We start from the raw sequence: 18,932 nt of genomic DNA, 5'->3' as shown, positions 1-18,932 counted from the left end.
GGAAGCATGTTTTATTCTATCAAAGAATTGGTCGAGCAGGCAGATCTGGACTTTCAAGGAAATGTCGCAGAACTCATGATTACAACAGAGTTTGAATTGACCGGTCGCGAACGTGAAGAAGTCCTCCTTCTCATGGAACGAAATCTGGAAGTCATGAAAGCCTCTGTCCAACTCGGGCTCAATGAAAATAAATCTCGTAGTGGACTGACAGGTGGAGATGCTGCCAAATTGGACCACTACATCAAAAACGGAAAAACCTTGTCAGATTACACGATTCTCTCGGCTGCCCGAAATGCCATCGCAGTCAATGAACACAATGCTAAAATGGGCTTGGTATGTGCCACTCCGACAGCAGGAAGTGCCGGCTGTCTGCCCTCGGTTCTCACTGCTGCTATTGAAAAATTAGACCTCAGCCACGAGCAACAGCTGGATTTCCTCTTTGCTGCAGGTGCCTTTGGACTAGTCATCGCAAACAACGCTTCTATCTCAGGTGCTGAGGGTGGCTGTCAAGCCGAAGTCGGCTCTGCCTCTGCTATGAGTGCTGCCGCCTTGACTCTGGCTGCTGGTGGGACACCTTATCAAGCCAGTCAGGCCATTGCCTTTGTTATTAAAAATATGCTGGGCCTCATTTGTGACCCTGTTGCCGGCTTGGTTGAAGTTCCCTGTGTTAAACGTAATGCCATGGGAGCTAGCTTTGCCTTCATCGCAGCAGACATGGCCTTGGCAGGTATCGAATCTAAAATTCCTGTGGATGAAGTAATCGATGCCATGTACCAAGTAGGAGCAAGCATGCCAACTGCCTTTCGTGAAACAGCTGAAGGTGGACTCGCTGCCACCCCTACTGGTCGTCGCCTCCAAAAAGAAATTTTCGGAGAATAAGTTTATCAAATAGGAGAAACCATGACCTCTATCACAGCGATTTTTTTCGATCTGGATGGAACCCTCGTTGACAGTTCTATCGGGATTCACAATGCCTTTACCTATACCTTTAAGGAGCTAGGAGTACCTAGCCCTGATGCCAAAACTATTCGTGGTTTTATGGGGCCGCCTCTCGAAAGTAGTTTTGCGACCTGCCTGCCTAAAGAACAAATTTCTAAAGCCGTGCAGATATACCGTTCTTACTACAAGGCAAAAGGTATCCATGAAGCTCAACTCTTTCCCCAGATTATAGACTTGCTTAAGGAGCTATCAAGCAAATATCCTCTTTATATCACCACTACAAAGAATACCCCTACCGCTCAAGACATGACTAAAAACTTGGGAATCCATCATTTCTTTGATGGCATTTATGGTTCCAGCCCTGAAGCACCCCATAAGGCAGATGTCATTCGCCAAGCCTTGCAGACACATCAACTAGCATCGGAACAAGCCATCATCATCGGAGATACCAAGTTTGATATGCTTGGAGCTCAAGAAACAGGCATTCAGAAATTGGCCGTTACTTGGGGATTTGGAGAGCAAGCAGATCTACTAAACTATCAGCCTGATTATATTGCTCACAAACCCATAGAAGTTTTGGCGTATTTTCAATAACATAGACTGGGCGAAAACCCCATTTCAGAAGAAAATGGAGCAAGTTTCTACATAGCAAAACGCATATTACCAAGATTCTTCAGAACTGATAATATGCGTTTTTCTGTTTTTATTCAACGTGGGTGGTTTGATTGGCAAAGGCGATAATAGCTTGCTTCAAATCATCTCCACTAAGAGTGCGGAACTCTTCAATCTTTTGATCGATGGCTTCTAAAGGCATCACATTAACCTTACCAACAAAAATCTTATCCATAACCTGATTATCAACAAGTTCGGTTGATACCAAGAGTTCTTCGTAGAGTTTTTCACCTGGGCGGATTCCAACTTCAACAATTGGAATTTCGCTTTCGGTGTGTCCACTTAGAAGGACCATTTTCTTGGCCAAGTCATAAATCTTGACTGGTTTGCCCATATCAAGGATAAAGACTTCCCCATCCTTGGCATAAGCACCAGCGTGAATAACCAAACGGCTAGCTTCTGGAATGGTCATAAAGTAACGGGTCATGCGGAAATCTGTCACCGTTACAGGACCGCCTTCAGCAATCTGACGTTCAAAGACAGGAATCACACTACCTCGACTACCAAGAACATTCCCAAAACGAACCGCACAGTAAGTCGATTGGCTACGTTGGTTAAAGCCAGTGACAATCAACTCAGCCACTCGCTTGGTTGCTCCCATAACATTTGGTGGATTAACCGCCTTATCTGTCGAAATCATAACCATCTTAGGTACTTTAGCTTCATCAACAGCCTTAGCAACATTGTAAGTTCCACGAATATTGTTTTTGAAGGCTTCTTTTGGATTGCGCTCCATCATAGGAACGTGCTTGTGGGCTGCCGCATGATAAACAATAGCTGGCTTGTACTGCTCAAAGACTTGCAACAAACGGTCATAGTCTTGAATATCGGCAATAACTGGTACATAATCAATCCCTTGGAACTTGCGAATCAATTCATGATAAACAAGGTAGATTGAATTTTCCCCATGACCGAGCAAGACGATGCGTTCAGGATTGAAACGACTAACTTGGCGACAGATTTCAGAACCGATTGAGCCACCAGCACCTGTGACTAAGATTGTCTTACCTGTCAGTTCTGCGCCCAGACGCGATTCGTCAAGACGAATTTCCTGACGTCCCAAAAGGTCTGTAATATCAATTTTTTGGAAGCCAGTACCTGCTTGGTGAAGTCCTTGAACAACCGTTTCAACCTTAGGCATCTTGTAACACTTGACACCCAGCTTATTACACATCTGCAAGATACGTTCATATTCTGACGGGTCAAGCGACGGAATCGCAACGATAACACGCTCGATTTGATGACGTTTGGCTAATTCAGGCAATTCATCATATGAACCCAAAACAGGAATCCCACCAAGTTTTTGTCCCTTTTTCTTCGCATCCTTATCCAAAATACCGACCAGTTCCAAATCACTGGTTGGATGTTGGTAACTATCCATAAAGAGGGCTCCGCCATCACCAGCACCAATCAAGAAAGTACGGCGGTGTTCTCCATCACCACTGCCTTTTTTGCGTCTAGAGTAGATTAACTGCCAAGTAATCCGTGGCAATAAAATCAAGAAGGTACTCAACAAGATAAAGAGAATGATGAAACGGATAGAGAAGAGAGGCAAGAAGGCATAGCAGATACTATATGACAAGATACTGCTAGCAGTCACACCAAAAAAGATTTTCATAAAGTCCGTAATCTTGCTGTAACGACTAATACTAGCGTTTAATCCCCAAAATCCAATCATCAATTGATAGAACAGGAAGGCTAAACTCGTATAGATAATGTAGTCAACAGGTGCTGGATTAATCAGCCCATAAAATAAAATATAAGATACAATGATGGAAACCACCATACTCAAAATATCAAATATTCCCCAGAAAACCTGTTTTTGTTGTTTATTTAAAATTTCCACCAGATCAATCACATAATCTGTGAGTTTTTTATTCATAGAAATTTACTCCTCCTTAAAAGAGCTCGATGGTTATACTCAATGAAAATCAAAGAGCAAACTAGGAAACTAGCCGCAGGTTGCTCAAAACACTGTTTTGAGGTTGTAGATGAAACTGACGTAGTCAGTATCCTACACATACGGCAAGGCGACGTTGACGCGGTTTGAAGAGATTTTCGAAGAGTATTATATTGTTATTATAACACTTTTTCTAAAGTTTACGATTTGCTACAATCTTTTAATTGCTTTTTCGTAACAGTTTCATAAAAATAAACTGTCTGACAAATCCGGGACAAAGGGCAACAATCATCTGAATGGCAACACTCTTGGCATACTCCATGTAAGAAATTTGCCCTCTCTTCAGCATGCGCTGACGAGCCTGACGATAGAGTTTGAGGTAACGCAGTCCCCCACGACGCTCAAACATTCCTGCTCCGACACGAACCTTACACAAGATTTGATCCAGATTTCCAGTCTTGGCTCCTGCAGCAATCATATTGAGCCAGAGGAGGTCATCCTCCATATAGAGGCCATCCTCATAGTTGCCTGCCTTGAGAACCATGTCCTTCTTGAACATGACAGTCATGTGGTTAAAGGCACTTCTCATCCTTTGATAAGCTACAATATCTGCATGCTGGGTTGGAACACGACGGTAAGAAACAATCTCATCAGGATTGTCAATAAACTCTGCAATATGTCCACCTAATAGGTCGAGCTTGTCCTTCTCCATTAGCTGAACCTGTTTCTCAAAACGGTCTGGAACAGCTATATCATCCGTATCCATACGGGCAATAATATCATACTGACACTGCAAAACACCCTGTCGAAGAGCCAGACCCAAACCTTGATTCTGCTCAAGAGGATAGCGTTTCACTGGAATATCAGACTCAGCTTCAAGCTGGTCTAATACCTGATAGAGCTCAGGTGTCAAAGGCCCATCCTCAACCAGAACCAATTCGCTCGGTTTCAGGGTCTGATTTTGAACACTCTCAATAGCATCCTTTAAAAATGTCGGATTTTCCTTGATATAGACCGACATCAATACGCTGATTTTTTGCTTTTCAGACACAGTTTTTCTCCAATGTATAGATTTCCTTCCACTATTTTATCATAATTTTCAAGACTTTCCCATTTTTATCTTGAAAGCCAGAAACCTTACTTGACATTATAGGGAAAAAGCCTTAAAATAAGCTGTTATTAAAATCAGTTAGAAGAGGTATTATATGAAAAAGCAATCACTCTTTTTTGTTCCAGGTATTATCCTGATTGGTGTTTCCTTGCGGACTCCTTTTACTGTTTTACCCATTATTTTGGGAGATATTTCGCAAGGGCTGGGAGTAGAAGTTAGTTCGCTTGGTGTCTTGACCAGCCTTCCTCTCCTCATGTTTACCCTCTTCTCACTCTTTTCTACCCGACTGGCTCAGAAAATCGGCTTGGAGCATCTCTTCACCTACAGCCTTTTCTTCTTGACTATCGGTTCTCTCATTCGACTAATCAATCTGCCCCTGCTCTATCTAGGAACCTTGATGGTTGGGGCAAGTATCGCAGTCATCAATGTTCTGCTTCCTAGTCTTATCCAAGCCAATCAACCAAAGAAAATTGGTTTTCTGACCACCTTATATGTAACGTCTATGGGGATTGCGACGGCTCTGGCCTCCTATCTAGCCGTGCCTATTACACAAGCCAGTTCTTGGAAAGGGCTTATCATCCTCCTCACCCTGCTCTGTCTAGCAACTTTTTTGGTCTGGCTCCCAAATCACCGCTATAATCACAGACTGGCTCCACAAACCAAACAAAAAAGCAAAGCAAAGGTCATGCATAATAAACAGGTCTGGGCAGTGATTGTCTTTGCAGGTTTTCAATCCTTGCTCTTTTACACTGCTATGACCTGGCTACCTACCATGGCTATCCATGCAGGCCTATCCAGTCACGAAGCTGGCTTGCTGACTTCTATCTTCTCTCTGATTAGCATTCCTTTTTCAATGACCATCCCAAGCCTGACAACCAGTTTATCTACTCGTAACCGTCAGCTCATGCTCACTCTGGTTTCACTAGCTGGTGTGGTCGGTATTTCCATGCTCTTTTTCCCAATCGGTAATTTCTTTTACTGGCTGGCCATCCATCTCCTCATCGGAACCGCAACCAGTGCCCTCTTCCCTTATCTCATGGTCAATTTTTCACTCAAGACAAGCGCTCCTGAAAAGACAGCCCAATTGTCCGGTCTATCTCAAACAGGAGGCTATATCCTAGCAGCCTTTGGACCAACCCTCTTTGGTTACAGTTTTGACCTTTTCCACTCTTGGGTACCAGCTGTAGCTGCCCTCTTACTCGTCGATATCCTGATGACTGTGGCCCTCTTTACAGTGGATAGAGCCGATAAAATCCTCTAAACTTCTAGTTTTAGCTAGAAGTTTTTTATATATAAAAATTTTACACATTTCTCTTGACAGGGCTTTCTTTTAGATGTACAATGTATGTGTAGAAAAATTATATATAAAAATCTTACACATTAGAAAAGGAGGTTCCCCATGTACTTTCCAACATCCTCTGCCTTGATTGAATTTCTCATCTTGGCCGTACTGGAGCAGGATGATTCTTATGGTTATGAGATTAGCCAAACCATTAAGCTGATCGCTAATATCAAAGAATCCACACTCTATCCCATTCTCAAAAAATTGGAAGGCAATAGCTTTCTGACAACCTATTCTAGAGAGTTCCAAGGTCGCATGCGCAAATACTACTCCTTGACAAACGGTGGTATAGAGCAGCTCGTGACCCTAAAAGATGAATGGGCACTTTATACAGACACCATCAATGGCATCATAGAAGGGAGTATCCGCCATGACAAGAACTGAATACCTGACTCAGCTAGAACTCTATCTCAAAAAACTGCCTCAGGCTGACCAAATTGAAGCCATGGACTATTTCAGGGAACTCTTTGACGATGCTGGAGTCGAGGGAGAAGAAGAACTCATTGCTAGTTTGGGAACTCCCAAAGAAGCGGCCCACGAAGTTCTCTCCAATCTTCTCGATAAAAAAATCAATGAGGCACCCGCTCAAAAGAATAACCGACAAATTTTGCATATCGCCTTGTTAGCTCTCCTTGCAGCACCCATCGGTATTCCTCTGGGAATCGCCATCCTCGTGTCCCTGTTCGCAATCCTTGTGGCAGCCTTGACTGTCATTCTAGCTTTCTTTGCGGTTTCCATACTTGGTATCATCGGCGGATTCCTATTTTTAGTTGAAAGTTTCACTGTCCTAGCCCAAGCTAAATCAGCCTTTATCTTGATTTTTGGTTCTGGTTTACTAGCTATCGGTGCTTCTTCGCTAGTTTTATTAGGTATTTCCTATGTAGCTCGCTTCTTCGGCCTACTCATTGTTCGCCTGGTGCAATTTGTTCTCAAAAAAGGAAAGAGAGGTGACCAGCATGCGTAAATGGACAAAAGGATTTCTCATTTTTGGTGTGGTGACTACCATTATCGGCTTTATCCTGCTCTTTGTAGGGATCCAATCTGACGGGATTAAGAGTCTGCTTGCCATGTCCAAGGAGCCTGTCTATGATAGCCGTACGGAAGAGCTAACCTTTGGCAAGGAAGTCGAAAACCTAGAGATTACTCTCCATCAACACGCACTGACCATCACAGACTCTTTCGATGATCAAATCCACATTTCTTACCATCCATCTCTTTCTGCTCACCATGATCTTATCACAAATCAGAACGATAAAACGCTGAGCCTCACTGATAAGAAACTGTCTGAAAGTCCATTTCTCTCTTCTGGAATTGGCGGGATTCTCCATATCGCAAGCAGCTACTCTCGTCGTTTTGAAGAAGTTATTCTCCAGTTGCCAAAAGGGAGAACTCTAAAAGGAATCAACATCTCAGCAAATCGCGGTCAAACCAGTATCACCAATGCCAGCCTTGAAAATGCGACCCTCAATACCAATAATGGCTATCTCCTCCGAATTGAAGGAAGTCGTATCAAAAACAGTAAACTCACAACACCAAATATCATCAATATCTTTAGCACAGAACTGACAGATAGTCAGCTAGAGTCAACAGAACATCACTTCCACGCTGAAAATATCCAAGTACACGGTAAGGTGGAATTGGTGGCGAAAACAGACCTACAACTGCTACTTTCCGAAGAAGAAAAACAAAGAATCAACTTAGATCTTTCAACAAAACATGGTTCTATTCTTCATTTTTTAAGAGAAGGAAGGCGTTCGTTTAAAAACGAAAAAAACAAAGATGAACGATTAAGCAATCCTTATAAGACAGAAAAAGCAGATGCAAAAGATCAACTCATCGCCAGAGCAGAACAGGATATCTATCTACTCAAATCAGAGGAACACGAGTCTTCTTCTAGAAATCGTTGACAAAAGCGCTTACATCTGCTACTATGGAAGCATATTTATCTAACTAAAAAGGAGGTTCTACCATGAAACAAGAATGGTTTGAAAGTAATGATTTTGTAAAAACAACAAGCAAGAACAAACCTGAAGAGCAAGCTCAAGAGGTTGCAGACAAGGCTGAAGAAACGATAGCTAATCTCGATACGCCAATTGAAAAAAATACTCAAGTAGAGGAGGACGTCTCTCAAGCTGAGGTCGAACTGGAAAGCCAGCAAGAAGAGAAAATTGAAACTCCTGAAGACAGTGAAGCGAGAACAGAAATAGAAGAAAAGAAAGCATTAGATTCTACTGAAGAAGAGCAAGATCTTTCTAAAGAAACAGAAAAAGTCACCATAGCTGAAGAGAGTCAAGAAGTACTTCCTCAGCAAAAACCAACCACGAAAGAGCCCCTTCTTATCAGTCAATCCTTAGAAAGTCCCTATATCCCCGACCAAGCTCCAAAATCTACGGATAGATGGAAAGAGCAAGCGCTTGATTTTTGGTCTTGGCTAGTGGAGGCTCTCAAATCTCCTACAAGCAGTCTTGAAACAAGTAGCACACACAGCTACACAGCCTTTCTCTTGCTCATTCTGTTTTCTGCATCTTCCTTTTTCTTTAGTATCTACCACATCAAACATGCTTACTATGGACATATAGCAACTATGCATAATCACTTCCCTGAACAATTTGCTTCATTGAATCTCTTTTCGATTATCTCTATCCTAGTAGCAACAACACTCTTCTTCTTTTCATTCCTCTTGGGTAGTTTCGTCGTGAGACGATTTATCTACCAGGAAAAGGACTGGACGCTAGAAAAGGTTCTCCAAGAATATAGTCAACTCTTAGCAATTCCAATCTTCCTCACTGCTATTGCTAGTTTCTTTGCCTTCTTTGACAGCCTGCGATTTACAGCAATTTTGTGTGTGATTAGTATTGGAATCATTCTGCTTGCTAGCCTCCATATCATTACAAGACCAAGTCAAGCAAGTGAAACCGACTCCTTCTATCAGTTATTCTTGTCTGTCCTTGTGAACGGAGTTATTATCCTCCTCTTCTTTGTAGCTGAAGTGGCACTGATTGGAGATTATCTTCGTATCTTGGCCTTTCTTTAAACTTCAATCCTGTCATCCATGACAGGATTTTTTCTATGTCAAAAAAGCAAGTCGATTGACCTGCTTCTGATTTACTTTCCTTGTGCTAATGCTTTAAAATCTTGTCCTAGGATGGGTTGTATTTCTAATTGATTGGCGTCTAGTTGGTGGTAAGATGCTGATGGTAGTGACTCTAGGAATTTTGCATAGTCCAAGCGGGCAATGGCTTCATAGTCTTCTGGTTTAGAGCCGTCTCCTGTGATTTGAACCAAGTCAATCTCCCACTGCACTTCCTTATCCACCAATTGTTCAATATAAGCTGCAGGTACAAATGGTTCTCTAGGTAAAACGGTCTTGACCCCTTGAGCCAGATGGTAAACACCGTGAACTTGTCCTTCTCCATCCTGATAGAAGGAAACTCTTGCAAAGTAAGCATCGGTCTCTTGAACCGCACGCACACGCGCTTCAAACTGTGCCAAACCATCTGCCTCTAAAAAGATTTTCAAGTCCTCATGACTAAAGAAAACAGGATTAAAAATTCCTTGGCAAATCGTAAAACGAGCCGCAGTGTCTGCAATATGAGCTTGAATACTTGCTTGGAAATAAGCTTCAAAATCAAAACCATCTAGTCCTTCAATCTCAGTTCCTGTATAAGCAAGCAGAGCATCTAAAAATGATTTGATAATCTGCCAGTCTGTCTTCGTTAGTAGGTCAGGAAGATCGACACGGTAAGCCTTTTGACCATCAGCATAACTGACCTTAAAAAGGAATTGTGATTTCCCCACTATCGCACACTCGATATACTCGAGACGATTAAGAGGCTGACGGAGATAGACAGCATCATAGCTATGTGACTCCAAACCATCTACCAAGGCCAAGATAGACTTGGCAGTCAAAATTTCTTGTTCTCCTAAAATGCTCTGTTTATTTGGAATAAAAAATGTTTTCGTCATAACTGAACTCCTTTGAAATCGTTTACATATAGTATACCCTATTTTCCTGAAAGATACAGAAACAAACTTTAGATTTTTGAGTAAAAAGCATAGAAAAACAGCCCCTGAGGACTGTTTGATCTTATACAGTAGCTGCTTGATCCAAGCTTTCACCGATAGCGGCTAGGCGCTCGATTACTTCAGCTTGTGTCAATTCATTTTCTGAAACATAGCGGTTACGTGGGTGAACACGGCACTCGTGTGAGCATCCACGAAGGTACTTGTCTTCATTTTCTTCTGATGTCAAGATACGACGGTTACAGAATGGATTTCCACAGTTGACATAACGTTCACATGGTGTTCCATCAAACCAGTCTTTCCCTACGATAGTTGGGTTGACATGGTTAACATCTACGGCAATACGCTCGTCAAAGACGTACATTTTCCCATCCCAAAGTTCACCTTGGACTTCTGGGTCTTTACCGTAAGTTGCGATTCCTCCGTGCAATTGGCCGACATCTTTGTAGCCTTCACGGACCATCCAGCCTGAGAATTTCTCACAGCGAACGCCACCTGTACAGTAAACCACAACACGCTTGTCCATGAATTTTTCCTTGTTATCACGAACCCATTGTGGCAACTCACGGAAGTTGCGGATATCTGGGCGGATAGCCCCACGGAAATGTCCTAGGTCGTACTCATAATCGTTACGTGTGTCAAGGACAACGGTATCTTCGTCAAGAAGGGCTTCTTTGAACTCTTTTGGAGACAAGTAGGCACCTGTTGTTTCAAGTGGGTTGATGTCATTGTCAAAGTCGTTGTCTTCCAAACCAAGGTGGACAATTTCTTTCTTGTAGCGAACAAACATCTTCTTGAAGGCTTGTTCACTTTCTTCGTCAATCTTGAACCAGAGGTCTTCCATGCCTGGGAGGCTGTGAACGTAGTCCATGTATTTTTGAGTTGTTTCGTAATCCCCTGAAACTGTTCCGTTAATTCCTTCGTCAGCGACTAGGATACGGCCTTTAAGACCGATTGATTTACAGAAAGCCAAGTGGTCTACAGCAAATTGCTCTGCATTTTCAATTGGAGTATAAAGGTAGTAAAGTAAGACACGAATATCTTTTGCCATAAGATTTGTTCTCTTTTCTATTCTTAAATTTTCAGAATTTTTCATCTAACTATACTAGTATACCTGCTTGAGAAAGCGAATGCAATTTATTTGACTGGAAATTGTAAAAAGGGATTTATCCCTGCATTTCATCAGTAACCATAGCGAATAGCAGATAATTCTCTCAATTTTTTGATCTCCTCAGCTTGACTTTCTGACAAAATCAGCTTATTGTCAATTAACATACGTGAGATGTCAACATTCATTTGACTCAATATAAATGGGGTAGAGGTCCCATCGTCCTCTAATCGTCTTTTATAACTCACTAACTGATTTTTCAAGGGAGTCAGCTGAGGCGTATCCTTTATATCTTCCAATAGATAATCTATGATAGCCATCGCTTCACAACGTCTTTCACTTCCTCCGGCAAACCATTTTAATGGTGTCATTCTTATTTTCCTCCTTAAGTTGAAAAACGATCATTCCTAACTCTCGTACCAATATTTTACCCAAATACCCTGTGTAAAAAAGTCAGCAAAAATGGTAATGTCGCGAAAATATTATTAATCACATGCACCGCATAGGAAGGATAAATGCTCTTGGTATAGCGGGTCAAACTAGCAAAGATGATGCCAGATGTTGCAAAGACGAAGATATCTAACAAACTAGGCAGGCTTGAAAAATGAGGAAGAGCAAATAAAATTGACGGAAGAAGCAAATCAAGGCCAAATCTCGAATGCTTAAAAAAGGCGTGTTGCAGTAATCCTCTATAGATTAGCTCTTCCATAAGTGGAGTCAGAAAGAACAAAGTTATATAGATACCTAGCTCAGCAAAGTTGGTCCCACTATAACCGATCAATACAGCCCAACCTTCAGCAGTTGACTGAACATGTTTAGCTGTCTGAACGTTAAAAGAGATCTGGAGCACTACCACTAGTACTGTCAAAATCGAATACCAAAGCCATTTTTTTCTCGGAATGCGAAAAAGATAGCCGTGCCCTGTCTTAACCAGAATCCAAATCATGACTCCGCTAAATAGCAAACTCAAGATATTTTGAATCCAGACGAAATTGCCAATCTGGGAAGAAAATTGCCAATAATTTTGAACAATAAGCGTCAGCTGAGAAAGACCAAATACGAAAAATAAGTAAGAGAAAACTGCACTTATTTTGAATAGAAGTTGATACTTTTTCATGTGAACTCTCCTTTGTAAACTCGATACATCTCTAATATAAGCTATATTTTCCTAAATCCTTACTCCAAATCCTAAATGGTACTTGAGATTTCCTGAATGGTTAAATAGTGATAAAGAAACATAGATATCTATGCTCTCGTTTCAAAAAATCACTGCCTCCCCCAGATAAGCCTGAGGAAAACAGTGATTCAGTTTTTAGGAATTAGGAATGAATACACGAAATCAATTGATCTTATGATTTTTTGTTTTTCAAGAATTCATCGTATTGTTTTTGCATTTCGTTCAATACTTTTTCGTAGGCACCTTCAGATTTCAATTTTTCCATCAATTCTGGAATAGCTTTATCTGGGTCTACAGTACCAGTGTTGATAGCTGTATCGAATTGTTGCATTGTGTTAGAGATTGCTGAGATTTCAGATTTCACACTGTCAGTGTTAAAGATGAATCCAAGCGCTGGAGATTCTTTAGCTTCAGCCAATTGTTTCTTAGAATCTTCGATTTGTTGGTCTGTAACGTTTTCGTTGATGTAAAGGATCCAGTTGTTACCAGTGTTCCATCCACCCATGTGAGTGTTTCCTTTGTAGCCATCAAGGACGCGTACACGGTTTTCTTTACCTTCAATTTTTTCCCAGTTCTTGCCTTCTGGACCGTAAACAAGACCGTTCAAGAGTTCTGGGTTAGTGTTCAAGAGGTTCAACACTTCCATTGATTTTTCTTTGTTCTTAGAGTTGTTTGAGATGACAAAGTTAGCAACTTGTGTTGTTTGGTTTTTCTTGATGAAGTTAGTGAATGATTTGATTTGGATATCTTTGTTCGCAACACGTGAAAGCAAGCTGTTACCGTAGTCAGCTGGTCCTACTGTTTCTTCACGAACGAACCAAGTATCTTGTTGAAGGTCAAATGAAGTATCGCTTGTTGCTACGTCTTTTGGAATGTATCCAGCTTCATAGAATTTGTGAAGAGTCTTCAAGTGTTCTTTGAAACGAGGAACGTCGTAACGGTTTACGATCTTAGTAGTGTCCCCTTCAAGGTCGATAACGAATGGAAGACCGTTTGCTACTGGGTAGTCAAAGTTCTCAGAAGGGATGAAGTTCTTAGTAACTGCAAATGGCACTACATCTGGAGCTTTTTCTTTGATTTGTTTCAAGACTGGCTCAAGTGTTTCGTATGAAGTAACACCTGAAATATCGATACCGTATTTAGCAAGAAGACTTCCGTTGAAGGCGAAGTTTTGAGATGATGCAACGTTGGCTGCAACTGGAACAGAGTAAATTTTACCGTTTACAGTGTTACCTTTGATGTAAGCTGGGTCAAGTGCTTTATAAAGTTCTGCCCCTTCTTTCTTATACAATTCTGTCAAGTCAGCATAAGCACCTTTTTGAGCATTTACAATGTAGTTATCTGCAAAGGCGATATCATAGTTTTCACCAGATGATGTGATAACTGACATTTTCTTACCATAGTCACCCCATCCAAGGTATTGGATATCCAATTTGGCACCAACTTTTTCTCCGATGATTTTGTTAGCATTTTCTAGCAATTCATCCAAGTTATCTGGTTTGTCACCGATTTGGTACATTTTGATAACAGTCTTATCACCTGAAGCTGAGTCAGCAGCTTTTTTGTTGTTACCTGAAAGGTTCCCACAAGCAGCAAGACCTGCAGCCAAAGCGACTACGCTAGCAGATGCAAAAGCATATTTTTTCCAGTTTTTCATGACAAAAACTCCTTTTTTTATTTTTAAACTTATAAACAATTTAATGATTTTAACTTCACGCAAGGGAAGTTGGGAAATGAGAAATATTTTTTCTCAGTAAGCACTATTCTTTCACACCACCGATAGTCAAACCTTTTACAAAGTAGCGTTGGAAGAATGGATACAAGATTGCGATTGGAAGGGTTGCCACCACAACCATGGCCATACGTCCGGTTTCTTTCGGTAGAGCAACTCCCAGTTGACCAGATAGGCCGACTGCTTTGGCGATGTAGTCCATATTTTGTTGGATTTGCATGAGCAAATATTGCAATGGATACAAGTTGTCACTCTTAATGTAAAGAAGAGCGTTGAACCAGTCATTCCAAAAACCAAGAGCTGTCAAGAGCGTGATGGTTGCGATACCTGGTAGTGACAATGGCAAACAGATTTGGAAGAAAATCCGGGCCTCACTAGCACCATCGATACGAGCGGATTCGAGAATAGCTTCGGGAATCGTCTTCTTGAAGAAGGAACGCATCAAAACAATATTGAATGGTGAGAGAAGCATTGGAACAATCAAGGCCCAAACAGTGTCACCAAGCTGAAGTACACGAGTTACCATGATATAACCTGGTACCAAACCAGCATTGAACAACATACTAAGTAGAACGAAGATTGTAAAGAATCTGCGATACTTAAAGGTTGTCCGTGAAATGGCATAAGCATAAGTTGTTGTGATAAAGACATTTGTCAATGTCCCAACTACGGTTACAAAGACTGAGATGAAGAGGGCTTGGAGGATTTTATCCTTAAACTGTGCCAAGAACTCAAATCCATCTAATCCAAATTGAGATGGGAAGAAGCTATATCCATTTTGTAGGATACTCTTTTCATCTGTCACCGAAATAACGATAACGAATACAAAGGGTAGGATACAAGAGAGGGCAACCAAACCAGAAATGGTACTAAAGAAGATATCTGCTTTCTTACTGAAGGAGTGAATGCCGACATTATCAATTTTTTCTTTTTTAATTTTCTTTTCTGCCATATTCTCCTCCTTTCTAGAACAAAGCTGAGTTTGGATCAACTCGTCTTGCAAGTAAGTTTGATAGGATAACCAGAATCAAGCCGACTACTGATTGATAAAGACCTGCCGCTGATGCCATCCCGATATCTGCTGTCTGAGTCAAACCATTATAAACATATACGTCCAAGACGTTTGTTACGTTATAAAGCTGACCAGCATTGTGGGGGATTTGGTAAAAGAGACCGAAGTCTGCACGGAAGATATTTCCGACTGCAAGGATGGTCAATACGGTTACCAATGGTGTCAACTGCGGAATGGTTACATTGCGAATTCGTTGCCATTTGCTGGCTCCGTCCACTGTCGCTGCTTCGTAGTAGGTTGGATCAATTCCCATGATTGTCGCATAGTACATGACACTGCTATATCCAAAGCCTTTCCAAATACCAAGGAAAAGTAGGAGATATGGCCAGATGCCTAAGTTAGCGTAGAAATTGATTTCCTTCATCCCGATAGACTCTAGGAAATGGTTGAACACCCCTTTGTCAATGTTTAGGAAGGCATCTGTAAAGAAACTGATGATAACCCAAGACAAGAAGTAAGGGAACAACATGGAAGTTTGGAAGATCTTAACCATTCTCTTAGAACGGAGTTCACTGAGGATGATGGCAATCCCTACAGATACAATCAAGCCAATAAAGATAAAGCCGAGATTGTAGAGGACAGTATTTCGTGTGATAATAAAGGCGTCTTTTGAACTAAACAAGAATCTGAAATTATCGAGTCCGACCCATTTACTATTCACGATACTATCTATAAATCCATTACTGGTCATGTGGTAGTCTTTAAAGGCAACCACGTTCCCAAATACTGGAATGTAGAAGAATAGAATCAACCAGAGTGCCCCTGGCAAAACCATCAAGAGAAAGATCCAGTTGTCTCTCAAGGTTTTTGAAAACTTATTCATAATTTCCTCCCTTTTTTATTTTGATATCCATCTAAAAATTCCTTTTTAGACTTTTGATAACGATTACATTATTAGTATACTCCTATTTGAAGGTTAGGTTAAACTACTAATTATAGAAAAAACTCCACAAATTATTTTATGTGGAGTACTTTTTTAAGAAAGGGATGTTTCACGAGAAACACTCTGAGTAAGGCACGGTGTTCTTGTTTTTAGGTCGTATAAATCGTTGAAGCTGTCGCAATAGTATGCCACTGGTTGGCTGTTGTGGCTGCGAAGTCCTTGTCTGCGTAGAAGTCAGTAAATGGTAAGATTTCCACTTCTAACTCATCGATACGGTCCAGCTGACCAGCCAGATAAGCTTCGATACGGCTTTCTGCTCGCTTAATGCGTTGCAAGAGTCCGCCCATACGGATATCGACCGTATCCAAGCCAAAGACCTTGTTTTCTTTCAGCCATTGGTGGCTAAAGATGGCATGGAAGTCTTCAATTTGGCTTCTGAGTTCTGGTAATTCTTGTCTTGCGATTTCTTGCAGACTTTCCTTATCGTTTACTTGATAGGCCTGACGAATGCGTCGTCCCACGTCCACTTTGCTACTTAAAATCTGGTTCAACTGGGCCTGAGTTTCAAAGAGGTAGGCATAGTTGCCAGCTTTTTCTTTAATGTCAGCAAGCGTCTCAGCAGCCTGAGCGAAGTGCGGTTTGTCCTGTTCAGGTGTCATGTGCTGGTCAAGTATCGGACAGAGAACATCCTGATAAAAGACATAGCGGTTGGGATTGATGCCACTGAGATTGCCTGGTAGGTCTGGTAAAAGGTTGGCTAGGTCAATCTGCATGAAATCCTCAACCGATAGACCTGTATTGGTCTGGAAATGAGCAGACAGTCGGCCTAGGTCATTGCGATAGCTGAGTTCTGCCCAGATTTGCAAGCTTGGTAGGATAGAAAACTGGGCGGTCTCACCACCATTATCCCCCCAACCCGTCACGATGACTTCTTTGATCTGATTAGCACGGCAGGCTTTATTAGCCTCAATAGCTACTAGACGGCTGAAATGGTTATTGGGTGTGAAACCAATCCATTTCCAAGCACCTCCTGCAAAGGCAAGGTCATGGCTAATCTTGTGATGGTTGCGGAAGTTGCGGTTGTATTTTTCCTCGCTATCCTGATAATAGTCCCAGTAAACCAAGGTCACACGATCTTTGAGACGGTCTAGGTAGACACGAGTTTCTTCTGGAATTTCCACATCACGGTCGTACTGGCCATCTGCTGACATAAGTTTAAAGAACATATCGCTCCACATCTGGCAGTGGAAACCATACTTGTCAGCAATATCCAGCACGCGCTCCAAGTGTTGGCACATGAGGAGACTACGGTCTACTACACCATTCAAAATCAAGTAACGTCCTAAACCAACCAAGTGGGCTTCGTCCATCCCGATATTGACCTTGCGGGTTTGCAGTTTAGACAGGGTGGCAAACATGCCATCAATCAGGTCATAAACCTTTTCTTCGCCGATAAGAAGGATATCCTCCACATCACGGAGCTCCTGCACTTCTTTGACACCCCATTTAACAAAGGCTGACAAGTGGGCCAAGGTCTGGATGCAAGGCACAAAGGTCATGTCAAACTGCTGGGCATAGGCTTCGATCTCCTGCAACTCCTCAGCCGAGTAGGCTCCACGGAAATAGCCAAAGTAAGGCTGCCCCTCAATCTGGTAGGTGTCTTCCATGTAAAGCTCAAAGGTTGAGTAGCCCATGAGAGCCAAGACCTCAATCATCTGCTTGGCAGCAGCCACATTCAGCACCGCATTTCGAGAACAGTCTGCCATATAGGCTAAATCTTCATAAGCTGCTTGCTCCTCAATCTCTACCTTGTCACCTTCTGCTAGGGATGTTGCCAACAGGGACAAGGCACGATAAAGTTGGTGGGGTTTGCGGTAAGTTAATTGATAGTGTCCACCCTCACCCTTGATAGAGATAGAGGCTTGGTCAGACTGAGCGACTGCCACTTCCACATCTGGTAAAGAGATATGTTTTGTCAGCAAGTCAATTGCCTGAGTTTGTTTGGGACTAAGTCCTGTAAATCTTACCATTGGTTTTCCTCCTGTAGCCAGTTGACAAGAGCACCGTAGAGATTGGCATCTGCATGATAGGTGCAGGCTTGGATAACAGGTGCAACCGTGTATTCTTCGTAGGTATCGACAAATTCATCGACAGCTTTCTTAACCCCTTGGATGAAGTCTGGATTTTGACTGATAGAACCGCCTAGGCTAATGATATCTGGATCGATGAGATACTGAATATTGAGCAAGCCTTGCGCCAGATTACGGTTCATGCGCTCAATGGCTTCTTGACAAAGGACATTTCCTGCTTCGGCCTCTTGGTAAATCTTGCGACCGTCCCAGTCAGTCTGACCAGACTTTTCAATCACGTATCGCACCATATTTCCAGTTGATGCTAGTTGCGACCAGTTGTTGAGCTTTTCAGCAGGGGCAAGGGTTGTCATATAGCCAAATTCGCCACCCAAGCCGTGTCGGCCTCGGTGAAGTCTACCGTTGATAATCATGGCTCCGCCAATCCCTGTCCCAATCACGACACAGGCTGCATTTTCAAGTTCTGGATGAGCCAGTAATTCACTGAGTCCAACGCAGTTAGCGTCATTTTCAAGATGGACAGGCAGCTGATTATGAGCAAGGGCTTCATACCAAGAAAAGCCGTGGATATAAGGGACGGCACTGAATCCATCAATCACACCAGTTTCTTGATTGACCGCACCTGGAACGCTCATAGCAATCCCACTGTAATCCTGTTCTGACAAGCGCTGATCTAGCCAAGCTAGTAAGTCCTCCAAACTTTCTGGTGTTGGAATGCTTGTCTTATCTAGTATTTTCCCATCAGGAGTCAGACTGGCAAACTTAATTCCAGTCCCTCCGATATCAATCGTTGCAATGGTCATTGTTTTTACCATAAAAAGGGGCGAATCAGCAGTTAGTTCTTACCTTTTCGCCCCTCCTTTCTCTTTATGTTTACTTTTTG

The 18,932-nt window shown here is 42.1% G+C and carries 18 protein-coding genes; 7 read left to right on the top strand and 11 right to left on the bottom strand.

Features of this window, described 5'->3' with window-relative positions; genetic code table 11:
* Positions 1–6: 6 nt before the first annotated feature.
* Together sdaAA and RYK12_RS04280 are read left to right on the top strand one after the other, a co-directional pair.
* Complete coding sequence (gene sdaAA / locus RYK12_RS04285) at positions 7–879, top strand: L-serine ammonia-lyase, iron-sulfur-dependent, subunit alpha (RefSeq protein ID WP_000500043.1); 873 nt, start codon at positions 7–9, stop codon at positions 877–879.
* Between the two features lie 21 nt (positions 880–900).
* On the top strand, positions 901–1,533 hold the full coding sequence (locus RYK12_RS04280; protein WP_261141502.1) for an HAD family hydrolase: 633 nt from the start codon (positions 901–903) through the stop codon (positions 1,531–1,533).
* A gap of 109 nt (positions 1,534–1,642) precedes the next feature.
* Here the strand turns inward: RYK12_RS04280 and RYK12_RS04275 are convergent, their stop codons facing one another.
* Both RYK12_RS04275 and RYK12_RS04270 read right to left on the bottom strand, forming a co-directional pair.
* Positions 1,643–3,493, bottom strand: coding sequence for a nucleoside-diphosphate sugar epimerase/dehydratase (locus RYK12_RS04275; RefSeq protein ID WP_314847176.1), 1,851 nt, complete (start codon positions 3,491–3,493; stop codon positions 1,643–1,645).
* Between the two features lie 238 nt (positions 3,494–3,731).
* Positions 3,732–4,562, bottom strand: a complete 831-nt coding sequence (locus RYK12_RS04270) for a glycosyltransferase (protein WP_033689509.1) — start codon at positions 4,560–4,562, stop codon at positions 3,732–3,734.
* 154 nt (positions 4,563–4,716) lie between these two features.
* Between RYK12_RS04270 and RYK12_RS04260 the strand changes: the two genes are divergently transcribed.
* The 5 genes from RYK12_RS04260 (at position 4,717) to RYK12_RS04240 (ending at position 8,998) form a co-directional block, all read left to right on the top strand.
* Positions 4,717–5,883 carry an MFS transporter gene (locus RYK12_RS04260; RefSeq protein WP_125454325.1) on the top strand — a complete coding sequence of 389 codons (1,167 nt, stop codon included), beginning with the start codon at positions 4,717–4,719 and terminating at the stop codon, positions 5,881–5,883.
* A gap of 138 nt (positions 5,884–6,021) precedes the next feature.
* Complete coding sequence (locus RYK12_RS04255; RefSeq protein ID WP_000273858.1) at positions 6,022–6,348, top strand: PadR family transcriptional regulator; 327 nt, start codon at positions 6,022–6,024, stop codon at positions 6,346–6,348.
* Positions 6,335–6,928, top strand: a complete 594-nt coding sequence (locus RYK12_RS04250; RefSeq protein ID WP_000198700.1) for a DUF1700 domain-containing protein — start codon at positions 6,335–6,337, stop codon at positions 6,926–6,928. Before RYK12_RS04255 ends, RYK12_RS04250 begins: the two co-directional genes overlap by 14 nt.
* On the top strand, positions 6,921–7,871 hold the full coding sequence (locus tag RYK12_RS04245; protein ID WP_314847171.1) for a DUF4097 family beta strand repeat-containing protein: 951 nt from the start codon (positions 6,921–6,923) through the stop codon (positions 7,869–7,871). Before RYK12_RS04250 ends, RYK12_RS04245 begins: the two co-directional genes overlap by 8 nt.
* 62 nt (positions 7,872–7,933) lie before the next feature.
* A complete protein-coding gene (locus RYK12_RS04240) occupies positions 7,934–8,998 on the top strand; it encodes a DUF6574 domain-containing protein (protein ID WP_314847170.1) in 1,065 nt (354 codons plus the stop codon).
* 71 nt (positions 8,999–9,069) lie between these two features.
* Here RYK12_RS04240 and RYK12_RS04235 read toward each other — a convergent pair whose 3' ends face one another.
* From RYK12_RS04235 to RYK12_RS04195, 9 genes are all read right to left on the bottom strand, one after another.
* Positions 9,070–9,930 carry a DUF4299 family protein gene (locus tag RYK12_RS04235; protein ID WP_314847168.1) on the bottom strand — a complete coding sequence of 287 codons (861 nt, stop codon included), beginning with the start codon at positions 9,928–9,930 and terminating at the stop codon, positions 9,070–9,072.
* A gap of 121 nt (positions 9,931–10,051) precedes the next feature.
* The gene (locus tag RYK12_RS04230; protein WP_314847166.1) at positions 10,052–11,038 is read right to left on the bottom strand and encodes a rhodanese-related sulfurtransferase; all 987 of its coding nucleotides are present in this window, start codon (positions 11,036–11,038) and stop codon (positions 10,052–10,054) included.
* A gap of 131 nt (positions 11,039–11,169) precedes the next feature.
* Complete coding sequence (locus RYK12_RS04225; RefSeq protein WP_314847165.1) at positions 11,170–11,466, bottom strand: bacteriocin immunity protein; 297 nt, start codon at positions 11,464–11,466, stop codon at positions 11,170–11,172.
* Between the two features lie 56 nt (positions 11,467–11,522).
* A complete protein-coding gene (locus tag RYK12_RS04220) occupies positions 11,523–12,212 on the bottom strand; it encodes a CPBP family intramembrane glutamic endopeptidase (RefSeq protein ID WP_314847164.1) in 690 nt (229 codons plus the stop codon).
* A gap of 232 nt (positions 12,213–12,444) precedes the next feature.
* Positions 12,445–13,929: an ABC transporter substrate-binding protein gene (locus tag RYK12_RS04215; protein ID WP_314847163.1), complete on the bottom strand. Its 1,485-nt coding sequence runs from the start codon at positions 13,927–13,929 to the stop codon at positions 12,445–12,447.
* A 103-nt stretch (positions 13,930–14,032) separates the two neighbouring features.
* Positions 14,033–14,956 carry a carbohydrate ABC transporter permease gene (locus tag RYK12_RS04210; RefSeq protein ID WP_000818354.1) on the bottom strand — a complete coding sequence of 308 codons (924 nt, stop codon included), beginning with the start codon at positions 14,954–14,956 and terminating at the stop codon, positions 14,033–14,035.
* Between the two features lie 13 nt (positions 14,957–14,969).
* Positions 14,970–15,899 (bottom strand): sugar ABC transporter permease, encoded by a 930-nt coding sequence (locus RYK12_RS04205; protein ID WP_001032153.1) that lies wholly within the window; start codon positions 15,897–15,899, stop codon positions 14,970–14,972.
* Between the two features lie 209 nt (positions 15,900–16,108).
* A complete protein-coding gene (locus RYK12_RS04200) occupies positions 16,109–17,989 on the bottom strand; it encodes a beta-N-acetylhexosaminidase (RefSeq protein WP_314847161.1) in 1,881 nt (626 codons plus the stop codon).
* Positions 17,983–18,852, bottom strand: coding sequence for an ROK family protein (locus tag RYK12_RS04195; protein WP_261089694.1), 870 nt, complete (start codon positions 18,850–18,852; stop codon positions 17,983–17,985). The genes RYK12_RS04200 and RYK12_RS04195 overlap by 7 nt, the downstream gene beginning before the upstream one ends.
* Positions 18,853–18,932 lie beyond the last annotated feature (80 nt).

The organism is uncultured Streptococcus sp. (assembly GCF_963518475.1).
In the GTDB taxonomy this organism is placed as follows: Bacteria; Bacillota; Bacilli; order Lactobacillales; family Streptococcaceae; genus Streptococcus.
Note: the sequence above shows the minus strand (reverse complement) of the source record. Positions and strands in the feature narration are given on the sequence as shown.

Bases quoted from the DNA above. Each gene is read 5' to 3' on its own strand.
- RYK12_RS04205 (WP_001032153.1), bottom strand. From the start codon at position 15,899: ATGAATAAGTTTTCAAAAACCTTGAGAGACAACTGGATCTTTCTCTTG.
- sdaAA (WP_000500043.1), top strand. From the start codon at position 7: ATGTTTTATTCTATCAAAGAATTGGTCGAGCAGGCAGATCTGGACTTT.
- RYK12_RS04215 (WP_314847163.1), bottom strand. From the start codon at position 13,929: ATGAAAAACTGGAAAAAATATGCTTTTGCATCTGCTAGCGTAGTCGCT.
- RYK12_RS04200 (WP_314847161.1), bottom strand. From the start codon at position 17,989: ATGGTAAGATTTACAGGACTTAGTCCCAAACAAACTCAGGCAATTGAC.
- RYK12_RS04240 (WP_314847170.1), top strand. From the start codon at position 7,934: ATGAAACAAGAATGGTTTGAAAGTAATGATTTTGTAAAAACAACAAGC.
- RYK12_RS04255 (WP_000273858.1), top strand. From the start codon at position 6,022: ATGTACTTTCCAACATCCTCTGCCTTGATTGAATTTCTCATCTTGGCC.
- RYK12_RS04220 (WP_314847164.1), bottom strand. From the start codon at position 12,212: ATGAAAAAGTATCAACTTCTATTCAAAATAAGTGCAGTTTTCTCTTAC.
- RYK12_RS04275 (WP_314847176.1), bottom strand. From the start codon at position 3,493: ATGAATAAAAAACTCACAGATTATGTGATTGATCTGGTGGAAATTTTA.
- RYK12_RS04235 (WP_314847168.1), bottom strand. From the start codon at position 9,930: ATGACGAAAACATTTTTTATTCCAAATAAACAGAGCATTTTAGGAGAA.
- RYK12_RS04280 (WP_261141502.1), top strand. From the start codon at position 901: ATGACCTCTATCACAGCGATTTTTTTCGATCTGGATGGAACCCTCGTT.
- RYK12_RS04260 (WP_125454325.1), top strand. From the start codon at position 4,717: ATGAAAAAGCAATCACTCTTTTTTGTTCCAGGTATTATCCTGATTGGT.
- RYK12_RS04230 (WP_314847166.1), bottom strand. From the start codon at position 11,038: ATGGCAAAAGATATTCGTGTCTTACTTTACTACCTTTATACTCCAATT.
- RYK12_RS04195 (WP_261089694.1), bottom strand. From the start codon at position 18,852: ATGACCATTGCAACGATTGATATCGGAGGGACTGGAATTAAGTTTGCC.
- RYK12_RS04250 (WP_000198700.1), top strand. From the start codon at position 6,335: ATGACAAGAACTGAATACCTGACTCAGCTAGAACTCTATCTCAAAAAA.
- RYK12_RS04225 (WP_314847165.1), bottom strand. From the start codon at position 11,466: ATGACACCATTAAAATGGTTTGCCGGAGGAAGTGAAAGACGTTGTGAA.
- RYK12_RS04245 (WP_314847171.1), top strand. From the start codon at position 6,921: ATGCGTAAATGGACAAAAGGATTTCTCATTTTTGGTGTGGTGACTACC.
- RYK12_RS04210 (WP_000818354.1), bottom strand. From the start codon at position 14,956: ATGGCAGAAAAGAAAATTAAAAAAGAAAAAATTGATAATGTCGGCATT.